Genomic DNA, 12,310 nt, shown 5'->3' on the forward strand with positions numbered 1-12,310 from the left:
ACTACTCTTTATTGTCGAGGTAGTATGATCACTCGCAATCTTGCTCAATTTATGTGTACAGACAATGCTGTAACTACTAATGTAGATGATATTTTGGATACTACATTAGCAAACGTATATGTAAAAGATAAAAAAGGGCTCTATTTGGACTGCAATCTGAACATGTCCTCTGTTGTTAAGATGCAAATAGATGATGTAAAAGGAAAAACGGACACTGACTTGCTGTGGAGAGAACAAGCGCCCTTACTCATGAGAAATGATGCGCAGATCATCGAACAAAACAAAGTTAAAACATTCATTGAGCCAGTGCAACTCGATAGTGGCCCGCTCTACTATCTAAGCCGTAAAGCACCCTTACGCACGCGAGATGGAAAACTCATAGGTATCGTAGGAATCTCTTTTCAAATTGATGGTGATATTTCATTGCTTACCGCATTACAAGAGACTATTCCATTTATTACGCCTAACACGATTGAAAATGTGCCATTACCTATTCGAAACTTAAACAATCACCTCACCGCAAAACAAATAGATTGCCTCTATTATTTAGTTAAGGGTATGACCATCAAACAAATCGGTCAACAATTAAATTTATCCCCAAGAACAGTCGAAGATCATCTTAATGCCGCTAAAAATAAACTCCATTGTCATAGTCGAGCAGAATTAATTGCAGCTGCATTACAGATACCTCTTATTCGAAACCAGTTATAGCAAACAACAGCGCTAATGACAAAATCTATTAAGTCAATGGCTGTATTGCTGACGTCTTACCCTATTTTGAGCTTGATACCCTATTGGATGTGATCTATTTTTCTTGCGCAGCTGTAAAAAATATAAGCATCTATATAAAAACTGTGCCTATAATTCAAAAATGTGGAAAAATTATAAACTATCACTTAAAAGGAAACACTTGATAGATGAACCATAGTTTACCTTTAGTTACCACTCTGGCAACGGCTCTTAGTTTAGCTTTGGTAATGGGACTCATTGCCATAAAACTTAAACTTCCAGCATTAGTGGGATATTTATTGGCAGGTATAATTATTGGTCCATTCACTCCAGGCTTTGTAGCTAATCCACACATCGCCGCAGAACTTGCTGAAATAGGCATAATACTATTAATGTTTGGTGTTGGACTTCATTTTTCTTTAGATGACTTGCTTGAAACCCGAAAAATTGCTTTGCCAGGAGCCTTACTCCAGATTATTGTTGCAACCTTTCTAGGAGGAGGTGTTGCTCTTTGTTGGGGCTGGAGTCTAATGAGTTCAATCGTTTTTGGTCTTGCCTTATCTGTTGCCAGTACTGTGGTATTAATAAGAGCATTAGAAGCTCAAAAAATAGTACATTCTATTAATGGGCAAATTGCGGTGGGGTGGTTAATTGTTGAAGATATTGCCATGATTATTGCACTTTTATTTTTACCGCTCATGGCATATTGGTTAACACAGTTACAGGAAACGAAAACAAAAATTTATGGCTTATCTTAGGAAGTGCGTTATTTAAAATCTCATCTTTTATTGTTGTCATGCTGTTGATTGGCCGCTGGATACTCCCTAAATTGCTTTGGCAAATTGCACGAACAGGATCAAGAGAACTCTTTACTTTATGTGTCATAGCCGCTGCGGTTAGCATTGCTTTTGGAGCATCAAAATTTTTTGGCCTTTCATTATCTTTGGGAGCATTTTTTTCAGGAGTGATTATTCAAGAGTCTAAATTTAGTCGTCGTGCTGCAGAAGAATCTCTTCCATTGCGAGATGCTTTTGCCGTTTTATTTTTTGTCTCGGTGGGGATGTTATTTAATCCGTATATCTTTATTGAACAACCACTACGTGTACTTATTATAGTAAGCATTATTATTATTGGAAAATCTATATCCGCAGCTTTGTTGGTATTAGTTTTTCGTTATCCATTAAATACCGCCCTAACGGTTGCAGCAAGCTTAGCACAAATAGGAGAATTTTCATTTATTCTGTCTGCCTATGGGGTACAATTAAAATTATTATCCCTAGAGGGACAAGACTTAATTCTTGCCGGTGCTTTAATTTCTATTGCTCTAAATCCCTTCTTATTTAAAATAATCAAACCACTGCAAACCTGGATATGTGCAAAATCTCCGTGGGCTCGTAGTCTTGAACCCGCTGAAGATCCTTTAATGGAACTATCAATTACCGAAGATGAAAAATATCTGTCGGGTCATGTTATTCTCGCTGGATATAACCAAGTTGGAAAGCTTATTGGAACAATATTAACCAATCATAATATCCACTATGTAGTCATTGATCAAAATCGTGAGCTTATAGAACAATTGAGAATCCATAAAATAGCTGCAGTCTATGGAAATAGTGCGGATCCTTCAGTACTGAGTCAAGCCCATATCGCACAAGCAGGAATGATTATTGTAACGACCTTTGATGTTTTTGATATCAGGCAGACGTTAAAGGAAGCGCAACAATTAAATCCCAGAATTGAACTCGTCATTCAAGCACAAAATGAAGAAGAAAAAACTTTATTAAATCAAGAAATTAAAGGAACCTTTTTTTTCAGTGAAGTGGAATTAGCCCAAAGTATTAGTCAACATGTATTAGAGCGGTATGGAATACAGGAATTCAAAACTGATTGATACGCTTGCAAATCCAAAGACGTATTGAACTCAGAAATTTAGTACGTTCATGTTAAGGCTTTGAGAAGATGCTGACACATCGCCTCAGCCACTGACATTGTCTTAAGGCAGTCTATGATAGCTCGGTAGATAAGAAAATACCATCTCGCCACCATCCATATAAGATCTTTGTAAAAAATGTCTTTTAACAATGATTATTTTAAAAACAACAAGATAATTGTGATTATTTCATTTTCAACTAATCCAATATGTTGCAAATTTTTTAATCATGCACCAAAAAAGATAAAAATATATCTATAATTAAAAAAATGGTTTTCTAAATATCAAAAAGGTCAAATCATGCCCAAATCAAAATATGCAACTCCAGCGTACAATGCTCTGTTTCAAGAATATGCGTCTCCTTTAGTTAAATTTAATCGGGATATGGAAACTGTTCCAAGAGATGATACGGGTCAGTCCTGCCATGTGTTTGCACTAATAAGTTCGCCCTTTTGGGAGGCAAGAAATGAACTTAACACGGAATTTGCAAATGTGGGCACGAAGAAACTTCAGGAACGCATGCATGCATGGGATTTGCATGAGATTAATGAAGAGAAAAAAAAGCGATTGAATGAAAAATATGAGGTGCAGCCGTTTCCAAGCCTAACCGAAAAAGAGATACGTGAAGAACGCATGTTCAACATGGGGGAAATTCTTAAACTCAGAACAGCAGAGACTGTATTGCCTGTGGAGAATATGTTCCTTTGCGGAGGTTTTCGACATGATAATATGGTACCTGAACATATGTGGATCGAAGACCATACAAACAAGAGATCCTATGACACATTCATTGATCGTGACGGTATCGCCGTTGTAGATGACGTAGGGAAAGACGGCAGATCCTTTCGACCTGGATGCGAAGGAAGTCCATTTAAAGGGAATGAAATTGGTCGGGTTAAAGTAGACGGGTACACCTATGGTCAACTAATTGCCATCGCTGCTGGGGCTGAGGATAAAAAGAAACCTTTCCCCGATTCAATAGCCAACACGCCACAAGTATTAATGGCCATAGAGACCGTTAAACTGGTAAACGAAGCATTAGCAAAAGTACCAGGTCCAGGGTTATCTGAAGCTGAAAACAACATATTAAAAAAAGTAGAAGAGGAACAATTAAAAAAGAGTACAACTAATGAAATTCAAAAAGTGATTGATGATTTGAGAGGAGTGGATAAAATTAACTATGAAAGTGCACTGGCAAAATTAGAAGAAGAAGCAAGACAACAAAGAAAAGTGGCCCTCGCAATCGTAGGTACTGGTTTTCATCCCTTTGTGAAGTTAAATCAAGAATTAAATGATGCCATTAAGCTCGATCAAATCACAAAAGCTACCAACTTCCCAAAAATCATTCGGCTCAAAACCGACTCACTGGAAGAATTAAGAAAACTTGAGGAGAAAAAAGGTACCCTCCCTAATGAAGAATTCAAAGAAAAATTTCAACAAAAGATTGACGAGGCAAGAATAAAAATTGAATCTGCATTTGCAACAAAGGAAAAAGAAGCTTTTGAGTTTTTGACTAAAAAATGTAATGCCATCAAACCTGAACAAATAGCAAAATCTAAAACGATGACAGAGGCCAAAGAATGCAAGAGTGATCTACTCGAAGCATTAAAAACGCTTGAAAAGCAGAAAAATACCTTGGTGAAGGAAGAAGATAAAATTGCACTTCAACAAAAGATTGACGAGAAAAGACTAAAAATTGGGGAAATATTTACCGAAAAGGAAAAGATTGGTAAAACCATAGAGAAAGTAAAAACAGCTGCAGAAAAATACTTACAATGGTCTAGCGTAAACGCTACAGGCTGGCGACTCACTAATTGGTCTTATGGTTCGTATGGAAGGGATCAAGCGGACAAATTAATAAAAATGATTGAGGAGAACCAGCCTATGGCCGAAATATTAAAAACAACACATGAAATAGTTAACACTTCAGGCATTAATGCGAACTCATTTACTCGTTATTTACATGATGAGCTTCACACTGATACAGAGAAGCTAGTGGGTAAAGATACGCTTAGTGAGACATTTAAAGATTATAAGGAAAAACTTCAAGAGGAATTAGACGTAGTGGAAAAAACTGAAGAGAAATATAACAGGATTCGGATTAACTGACTTTTTCATAATCCTTCAGGCAATAATGTCAACTTAAATGAATTAGTCGCTTTGTCGTAATCGTTCACGCCCCTTGTAAAAGGACGTGAACAATTATCCCACTAAAATGGTAACTCCAATGTAGCATCCAACCGTTTCATTTGTACTTTAAATAACTGTTTTATTTGCTCCAAATAATTTTCATCATCGGCTTCAAAACGGGCTACAAGACAAGGAGTGGTATTCGATGCACGTAACAACCCCCATCCCTTTTCAAATTCAACACGTAAACCATCAATAGAAATAATGCGTGCTTTTGAAAAATCGGCTAACCCACTAAATTGCTCCATAAACTGAAACTTCGCTTCATCAGCAATAGCAATCTTTAATTCGGGAGTATTTACACTATTAGGAATTGATGCAAATTGTTCGCTTACGCTCATATCTGACGCACTAATAATTTCCAACAAACGGCAAGCACTATATAACGCGTCATCAAATCCATACCAGCGATCTTTAAAGAACAAATGCCCGCTCATTTCACCTGCTAGAACAGCTTGTTCTTTTTTCATCACATGCTTTACTATAGAATGACCTGTAGGGCACATTTTAGGTATACCACCCGCTTCTTTGATTACCGACTCTAAATGACTGGAGCATTTTACATCGAAAACTATCGTAGCCCCTGGAAGTCTGCTTAACAATTCACGTGAATAAAGCATCATTAGACGATCAGGCCAGATCATTTCCCCTTGATTGGTCACTAAACCCAATCGATCCGCGTCACCATCAAATGCCAACCCTATATCTGCCTGATGACTTGCCACTGCGGCTTTTAAATCTTTTAAGTTTGCCTCAATAGTGGGATCAGGATGATGATTAGGAAAACGACCATCAACATCGCAATATAAACCAATAACATCACATCCTAATTCACGAAGCACTTGCGGAATTATCGGACCAGCAACACCATTTCCACAATCAACCACAACTTTTAATGGGCGTTTAATTTTTATATCACTCACAACTCGTTGTTTGTATGTAGAGAGAATATCAAATGCACTCTCTTTACCATGACCAAAAACTCGCTCACCTTTGGTTACTAAACGATACAAAATATCGATGTCTTCCTGCATTAGAGTTTTTCCGGATAAAACCATTTTAATGCCATTATAATTGGCAGGATTATGGCTGCCCGTAACCATCAAACCACAATCAATTCCTTGGGTATACACAGCAAAATACATTACCGGCGTAGCAACTTCACCCAAATCAAATACATCAATGCCACTATCCAGTAACCCTTGTTTCAAAGCCGAAGCCATAGCTAAACTGGTAAGACGTCCATCACGTGCTAAGAAAATTTGTTGTTTTTTTAAATCATGTAAATAATAAGCTATTGCCAAACCAATACTATAAAAAGAATGTTCATCCAATTCTTGTCCGATGATGCCTCTAATATCATAAGCACGAAAAACAGAACGAGAAATTTGCTTTTGCTGATAGTTCATCTTAATGCCTCCCTGAGCTTCCAAATCCACCTTCACCTCTTACACTTTCAGTAAAATCATCCACAATTTCAAAAGCAGCTTGCACAACAGGAATAAAAACCAATTGCGCAATACGCTCCGCTGGATTTATTGTAAAATGTTCGACGCCTCTATTCCAACACGAAATCTTGAGCTCCCCTTGATAGTCTGAATCAATTAATCCCACCAAATTTCCTAAAACAATACCATTTTTATGACCTAAGCCTGAACGAGGTAAAATAACCGCTGCTAGTTTAGGATCGGCAATATAAATCGAGATGCCTGTAGGCAGTAATACTGTTTCTTGAGGAGCAATTTGCATAGGTTCGTTAATGCAAACACGCAAATCCAAACCAGCTGAACCATGAGTCGCATAAGTAGGTAAAGGAATAGTATCACCTATTCTTGAATCAAGAATCTTTAATTGAATAGCCTGGGTCATAATTTTTCCTATTAGTTTTAATGCGCCTCATTTTGCAGAGTTGCGGCAAGGATTGCAATAATTTGACCCGCTAACCGTGTTTTATGGGTTAACGGTAATTCGATTTGTTTGTTTTTTGTAATTACAGTGACTTGATTCACTTCACTATCAAATCCAATTCCTTTTCCGACTGAATTAGCTACTATCATATCCAGTTTTTTCCGTTGCAATTTTTCTGTAGCGTAAGGTATAACATTGGTAGTCTCGGCAGCAAATCCAACAACAAAAGACGCTTTAGCTGAATCAGCAACTTGATTTAGAATATCAGGGTTTTTCACCAGTTTAAGCGTTAACTCATCCTGATTTTTTTTCTTAATTTTTTCAAGTGCAGGCGACTCAACCCTATAATCTGCAACAGCAGCTGTTCCTATAAATATTCCCCCCTCCGGCATTTCCTTCATCACTGCATTCAGCATCTCTTGAGCAGATTCAACCTGAATCTGTTGAATGGTAGTCGAAACATTTAAGGTACTTGGTCCACTAATTAAAGTCACTTGCGCTCCAGCCATTGCTGCTGCTTCTGCCATAGCATAGCCCATTTTACCAGAACTATAATTACTGATATAACGTACTGGATCTATAGACTCACGAGTAGGTCCTGCAGTAACGATTACTTTTTTACCCGCTAGTAATTGATGCACCTCATGTAAACGTATGGCATTGATAATTTGTTCTGCCTCACTAACTCGCCCCATGCCATACTCCCCACAAGCTTGGGAACCTTCTTCTGGCCCAACAAAAATAACCCCTCTGTCTTGCAAGATCTTACAGTTTGCCTGTGTCGCTGGATGAGCCCACATGCTCCGATTCATAGCGGGACAAACGATAATAGGAGTTTCTGCAACAAGATATAAAGTAGAAAGTAAGTCATCTGCGATGCCGTGTGTTATTTTAGCAAGACAATTTGCAGAAGCAGGCGCTATAACCAAACAATCAGCCCAACGCGCTAGTTCAATATGTCCCATCGCACGTTCTGCTTGAGCATCAAATAAATCAGTGCGCACATCGTTACCGGATAGCGCTTGCATCAATAACGGACTCACAAACTCCTGTGCCGAGCGCGTCATTATAACTTTAACATCAGCCCCCACTCGAGTTAGCTCTCTAAGGAGAAAAGCAGACTTATAGGCACCAACCCCACCACAAACCCCAAGAAGAACTTTTCTACCAATAAAATCTTGCATAACGAACCTTTTTTGATAAGAATAGCACCGATCAAAGCATAAACTTCGCAATAAAGGAATAGAAAATGACAGGCGCCCAAACATGGCAGTTCGATCTGCGTGAAAAACTACTCACTTATGGCCCACAGAGCCTTTCAGATGCAGAATTACTTGCTCTTTTTATCAATTCAGACAATAACAAAAAATCCTGCATGCAATTGGCATGTGACCTTCTCATTCATCTGGGTGATTTACGTGCTGTTCTTAATGCAGATACGCAAAGCTTCACACAGGTACAAGGATTAGGGGAGGCTCAATATGTCCAACTACAAACTGTTAAAGAAATATGCCGACGTAGTGATTTTATTCAGATCCAAAAAGAAACCCAAATTACCAACAGCAAACAAACGTATGCCTATTTAAAAAAGCGTTTACGTGATTATAAAAATGAAACCTTCGTCGCTTTGTTTCTTGATAATCAACATCGCATCATTGCTTATCATGAACTTTTTTCCGGCACCATCAATACGGCAACGATTCACCCAAGGCCAATCATAGAACGTGTCCTTAGACTTAATGCAGCTGCCTTAATACTTGCTCATAATCATCCATCAGGGATATCTGATCCCAGTCCTCAAGATATAGCGGTAACAGAGCGTATGCGTGAGGCTTTAGAGTTAGTTGATGTGCGATTGTTGGATCATATTATCATCGGAGATAATGAAGTTTACTCCATCATGGCTGAAGCCAAGTGGATTTGTCATGAGCAATTAGCCCTTTATAACTGAAGGCGATAAATATCATAAAACAGAAGTTTTGAATAACTTAGCTATTGCTATTTTATGCTCAGAAATTTTATACTTCGGACAATTAATATAACTAATGAGTTGACCAAAATGCCTTTTTCCACAAAATTAATCGCAGATTACGTTGAAATGATTAACGGTGAATTGGATCATATTCCTGTAAGGCAACCAGCGCAATTTAAATTTATTGTCGAAGAATTACAAGATATGATTAGCTGGTCTTTCTCCAGAACATTAAAAAATTGTTTTTTTAAAGCCCCTCCAAAACCCGATCTTCCTTATGCCACCAAAGAACAACTTAATTATATAAGCTACTGTTTGAATAACCCGCAAGACTTTGTAAAATCAGCCGCGGATTATGCGGAATACAAAAAAATTCTTACACAGAGAATTACTGCTAAAATAAATGAATTTCAATCTATGGATACAAAGGCAAAATGGGAATATATTCAATTTCAAAAAGAAAACCATAGCGCGCCGCTACAAAACATCCCCATACCAGGAGGGTATGTCTAATCACACTAAGGAATGTGCACGAAATAACGTACACATTCCTATGCTCTTAAAAAATCAAAGGCAATGACGCTCGCTATTTCAGATTTTCTTAGGGCTAAAGCCAAGAGCCTATCCACTCCTAAAGCCACGCCACTGCACGAGGGTAACCCATGCTCCAGAGCGTTTAAAAGGTATTGATCCGCCTCGGCGGTACGAAGCCCTTTTTCATTTCTTAGATGTTGATCCAGAGCAAAACGCTTTTTCTGTGCAGCAGCATCCGTTAACTCATGAAATCCATTGGCTAATTCAACCCCTTGATAATAAACTTCAAAGCGCTCAGCAACTCCATCATTCATTTTAGCTAAAGCCGCTTGTGAGCTCGGAAAATCATATAAAGCAACAGGAACACTCTCCTTAGCTAAAAAAGGTTCCACTATATGGCTCATCAGTAAAAATAAATACTGGTCTTTGTCTTCTTCATTTGCTGGCAACACTTTGTCTAAATTAAAACCCACTAATACCTGCCGAAGCTCTTCCAACGTCGCACAAAAAGGATCAACATGACACGCCTCAAGAAAAGCTTGTTGATAGGTTTTCTTAAGCATGGGTTTAGATCGCAAAATCATTTGTAAGAATAGATCCATTTCCTCCATCAAAGTATGATGATCAATACCCAATTGATACCATTCTAAGAGAGTAAACTCCGGATTATGCCAACGACCTAATTCATCATCGCGAAATACGCGTGCAATTTGGAAAATAGAACCGCTACCTGCAGCAAGAAGACGTTTCATATGGTATTCAGGAGAGGTTTGTAGGTAATAGGTTTCACCTCGAAACAGTGCTTCAATATTACTTAAGTAAACATCTGTTGTACCGTAACGTGCCATTATTGGTGTTTCTACCTCCCAATAACCACGCTCCGTAAAAAAATAACGTATCTTTTTTAATAATTCAGCACGTTGACGTAAGAATTCAATAGGTGCAGAAGGTTCCCACATTAGTAAAAAATTCCCAGTTCAAGACGTGCTGCCTCAGTCATCCGCTCTTGAGACCAAGGTGGCTCCCAAACTAATTCAACCGTACAATCACTAACTCCTTCAACTTGATTGACTGCTTGTTCTACAGTTCCTGGAAAAGTTTGTGCAACCGGACATCCAGGAGTAGTTAAAGTCATTTGAATCAAGACATGGGCATTATCGTCTATAGATATATCATATATTAAGCCCAAATCATAAATATTAACAGGAATCTCCGGATCATAAATACCCCGAAGGGCATTGATAATGGCCTCTTTCAATAATTCAGGATCCTGTTTTTTCTTAAAACCAAACATAAACTTACCTATTTTTGTAGCCTGGATGAAGGCAAATTCGTGATCATTATCCCTACATTACGAACTACAGCTTTCACTATTTTCTATTCTGTTTTTACCACATTACTTTCTTTATTTAAGGCAGCTTCCAACGTATGCCAAGCCAAAGTAGCACATTTTACGCGTGCCGGATAAGCCTTAACTCCAGCAAGCACAGTCAATTTATCCATATACTGTAATTGACCTTCTTCATTTTGAGTCAGCATATGATGAAAGCAATGAAATAGTTCATGAGCTTCTGCCACTGTTTTTCCCTTTAAAGAATCAGTCATCAAAGAAGCGGAAGCTTGGGAAATTGCACAACCACATCCTAAAAAGCTCAATTCAGTAATCGAATCATTTTTAATCTTGACATAAACAGTTAATTTATCGCCGCACAAAGGATTAAAACCATTAGCCTGATGCGTTGCATCCTGCATTACATAATGATGGCGAGGATTACGATTATGATCAATAATAATTTCCTGATATAACTCTCGCAATTCAGCACTCATGCAAATACCTCTTTCACTCGATGTAATGCTTGTACACACGAATCAATTTCATGAATTGTATTATAAAATGATAAAGAAATACGTGAAGTAGCAGCAACATTATAAAAATCCATCAATGGCATAGCGCAATGATGGCCGCTGCGCAAAGCAATTCCTTCACTATCCAAAATAGTGCCAATATCATGAGCATGAATTGTTCCATGCACAAAAGAAACAATGGGGACTTTTTGCTTTGCTGTACCTATGATATTAAATCCACTTACTGATTCAACAGCAGCAGTTGCATAGTTCAGTAACTTTGCTTCATAAGCAGCAATTGCGTCTAAATCCAAAGATCCTAAATAATCAATAGCGGCACCTAAGCCTACAACTCCAGCAATATTAGGAGTTCCTGCTTCAAATTTCTGAGGGAGTGGTGCATATTCTGTTGCCTCAAAAGTCACATAATTGATCATTTCACCCCCTCCTTGATAGGGGGACATGGCATCCAAAATTTCTTCTCTACCCCACAAGACACCTATACCTGTTGGACCATACATTTTATGGCCTGAAAAAGCATAAAAGTCACAATCTAAATCCTGAACATCTACAGGTAAATGGGCCGTAGCTTGGGCTCCATCTAATAAAACCTTTGCACCATACGCATGTGCCATCTCAATCATTTTTTTCACTGGGTTAATCGTACCTAATGCATTGGAAACATAATTGATTGCCACCAGTTTAGTATTCTTATTTAATTTTTTCGCAAATTCATCCAATAAGATTTCACCATCAAGCGAAATAGGCGCTACTTGTAATTTTGCACCTGTTTTTTTGCATACCATCTGCCAAGGTACAATATTCGAATGGTGCTCCATATGTGTAATTAATATTTCTTCATCAGGCAAAATACGTGGTGCAACCAAACTTTGAGCAACGAGATTAATTGCCTCTGTTGTTCCTCGTACAAAAATACACTCTCGTGGCGAATAAGCATTAATAAAACGTTTCACTTTTGAACGAACAGCTTCATAAAGTTCAGTAGCTCTGACACTTAAAGTATGAACAGCACGATGTACGTTAGCATTATCATGTTCGTAATAACGAGAAATAGCCTCAATTACAGCTTTAGGTTTTTGTGTTGTTGCTGCATTATCAAAATAAATTAAATCAAAATCATTCACTTTTTGATTAAGTATAGGGAAATCTCTACGAATTGCCTCAATATCCAAAGCGTCCAT

At 38.0% G+C, this 12,310-nt stretch carries 13 protein-coding genes; 6 read left to right on the forward strand and 7 right to left on the reverse strand.

Translation table 11 applies throughout. The annotated features are described in order from the left end of the window. Window positions 1-24 precede the first annotated feature (24 nt). The 4 genes from DYH34_RS15300 (at window position 25) to DYH34_RS15310 (ending at window position 4,768) form a co-directional block, all read left to right on the forward strand. Complete coding sequence (locus tag DYH34_RS15300; protein ID WP_058466494.1) at window positions 25-711, forward strand: helix-turn-helix transcriptional regulator; 687 nt, start codon at window positions 25-27, stop codon at window positions 709-711. Between the two features lie 206 nt (window positions 712-917). Beyond that, on the forward strand, window positions 918-1,487 hold the full coding sequence (locus DYH34_RS18765; RefSeq protein WP_274519460.1) for a cation:proton antiporter domain-containing protein: 570 nt from the start codon (window positions 918-920) through the stop codon (window positions 1,485-1,487). A gap of 38 nt (window positions 1,488-1,525) precedes the next feature. Further along, on the forward strand, window positions 1,526-2,620 hold the full coding sequence (locus DYH34_RS18770) for a cation:proton antiporter domain-containing protein (protein WP_274519461.1): 1,095 nt from the start codon (window positions 1,526-1,528) through the stop codon (window positions 2,618-2,620). Window positions 2,621-2,959: 339 nt separating this feature from the next. Next, window positions 2,960-4,768 carry a hypothetical protein gene (locus DYH34_RS15310; RefSeq protein ID WP_058466495.1) on the forward strand — a complete coding sequence of 603 codons (1,809 nt, stop codon included), beginning with the start codon at window positions 2,960-2,962 and terminating at the stop codon, window positions 4,766-4,768. Between the two features lie 101 nt (window positions 4,769-4,869). Here DYH34_RS15310 and DYH34_RS15315 read toward each other — a convergent pair whose 3' ends face one another. From DYH34_RS15315 to coaBC, 3 genes are read right to left on the reverse strand one after another with little or no spacing between them, the layout of a single operon-like run. Continuing rightward, entirely contained in the window at window positions 4,870-6,258 is a 1,389-nt protein-coding gene (locus DYH34_RS15315; protein ID WP_058466496.1) for a phosphomannomutase/phosphoglucomutase, read from the reverse strand. 1 nt (window position 6,259) lies between these two features. After that, the gene (gene dut, locus DYH34_RS15320; RefSeq protein ID WP_058466497.1) at window positions 6,260-6,718 is read right to left on the reverse strand and encodes a dUTP diphosphatase; all 459 of its coding nucleotides are present in this window, start codon (window positions 6,716-6,718) and stop codon (window positions 6,260-6,262) included. Window positions 6,719-6,735: 17 nt separating this feature from the next. Then, on the reverse strand, window positions 6,736-7,941 hold the full coding sequence (coaBC, locus tag DYH34_RS15325) for a bifunctional phosphopantothenoylcysteine decarboxylase/phosphopantothenate--cysteine ligase CoaBC (RefSeq protein WP_058466498.1): 1,206 nt from the start codon (window positions 7,939-7,941) through the stop codon (window positions 6,736-6,738). A gap of 65 nt (window positions 7,942-8,006) precedes the next feature. On the opposite strand from coaBC, the gene radC reads away from it, so the two are divergent. Both radC and DYH34_RS15335 read left to right on the forward strand, forming a co-directional pair. After that, a complete protein-coding gene (gene radC / locus DYH34_RS15330; protein ID WP_058466499.1) occupies window positions 8,007-8,708 on the forward strand; it encodes a RadC family protein in 702 nt (233 codons plus the stop codon). A 108-nt stretch (window positions 8,709-8,816) separates the two neighbouring features. Further along, window positions 8,817-9,242, forward strand: a complete 426-nt coding sequence (locus tag DYH34_RS15335) for a hypothetical protein (RefSeq protein ID WP_058466500.1) — start codon at window positions 8,817-8,819, stop codon at window positions 9,240-9,242. A gap of 38 nt (window positions 9,243-9,280) precedes the next feature. Here DYH34_RS15335 and epmA read toward each other — a convergent pair whose 3' ends face one another. From epmA to DYH34_RS15355, 4 genes are all read right to left on the reverse strand, one after another. Further along, window positions 9,281-10,222: an elongation factor P--(R)-beta-lysine ligase gene (epmA, locus tag DYH34_RS15340; RefSeq protein WP_058466501.1), complete on the reverse strand. Its 942-nt coding sequence runs from the start codon at window positions 10,220-10,222 to the stop codon at window positions 9,281-9,283. Beyond that, window positions 10,222-10,557: an SUF system Fe-S cluster assembly protein gene (locus tag DYH34_RS15345; RefSeq protein WP_058466502.1), complete on the reverse strand. Its 336-nt coding sequence runs from the start codon at window positions 10,555-10,557 to the stop codon at window positions 10,222-10,224. The genes epmA and DYH34_RS15345 overlap by 1 nt, the downstream gene beginning before the upstream one ends. Window positions 10,558-10,640: 83 nt before the next feature. Beyond that, on the reverse strand, window positions 10,641-11,090 hold the full coding sequence (gene sufU, locus DYH34_RS15350) for a Fe-S cluster assembly sulfur transfer protein SufU (RefSeq protein WP_058466503.1): 450 nt from the start codon (window positions 11,088-11,090) through the stop codon (window positions 10,641-10,643). Then, entirely contained in the window at window positions 11,087-12,310 is a 1,224-nt protein-coding gene (locus tag DYH34_RS15355) for a cysteine desulfurase (RefSeq protein ID WP_058466504.1), read from the reverse strand. The genes sufU and DYH34_RS15355 overlap by 4 nt, the downstream gene beginning before the upstream one ends.

The organism is Legionella cincinnatiensis, from assembly GCF_900452415.1.
Classification (GTDB): domain Bacteria; phylum Pseudomonadota; class Gammaproteobacteria; order Legionellales; family Legionellaceae; genus Legionella; species Legionella cincinnatiensis.

Excerpts from the sequence above, each read along its gene's own strand:
- epmA (WP_058466501.1), bottom strand. The coding sequence starts at position 10,222 with ATGTGGGAACCTTCTGCACCTATTGAATTCTTACGTCAACGTGCTGAA.
- DYH34_RS18770 (WP_274519461.1), top strand. The coding sequence starts at position 1,526 with ATGCTGTTGATTGGCCGCTGGATACTCCCTAAATTGCTTTGGCAAATT.
- DYH34_RS15345 (WP_058466502.1), bottom strand. The coding sequence starts at position 10,557 with ATGTTTGGTTTTAAGAAAAAACAGGATCCTGAATTATTGAAAGAGGCC.
- DYH34_RS15300 (WP_058466494.1), top strand. The coding sequence starts at position 25 with ATGATCACTCGCAATCTTGCTCAATTTATGTGTACAGACAATGCTGTA.
- DYH34_RS15355 (WP_058466504.1), bottom strand. The coding sequence starts at position 12,310 with ATGGACGCTTTGGATATTGAGGCAATTCGTAGAGATTTCCCTATACTT.
- dut (WP_058466497.1), bottom strand. The coding sequence starts at position 6,718 with ATGACCCAGGCTATTCAATTAAAGATTCTTGATTCAAGAATAGGTGAT.
- DYH34_RS18765 (WP_274519460.1), top strand. The coding sequence starts at position 918 with ATGAACCATAGTTTACCTTTAGTTACCACTCTGGCAACGGCTCTTAGT.
- DYH34_RS15315 (WP_058466496.1), bottom strand. The coding sequence starts at position 6,258 with ATGAACTATCAGCAAAAGCAAATTTCTCGTTCTGTTTTTCGTGCTTAT.
- DYH34_RS15335 (WP_058466500.1), top strand. The coding sequence starts at position 8,817 with ATGCCTTTTTCCACAAAATTAATCGCAGATTACGTTGAAATGATTAAC.
- radC (WP_058466499.1), top strand. The coding sequence starts at position 8,007 with ATGACAGGCGCCCAAACATGGCAGTTCGATCTGCGTGAAAAACTACTC.
- DYH34_RS15310 (WP_058466495.1), top strand. The coding sequence starts at position 2,960 with ATGCCCAAATCAAAATATGCAACTCCAGCGTACAATGCTCTGTTTCAA.
- coaBC (WP_058466498.1), bottom strand. The coding sequence starts at position 7,941 with ATGCAAGATTTTATTGGTAGAAAAGTTCTTCTTGGGGTTTGTGGTGGG.
- sufU (WP_058466503.1), bottom strand. The coding sequence starts at position 11,090 with ATGAGTGCTGAATTGCGAGAGTTATATCAGGAAATTATTATTGATCAT.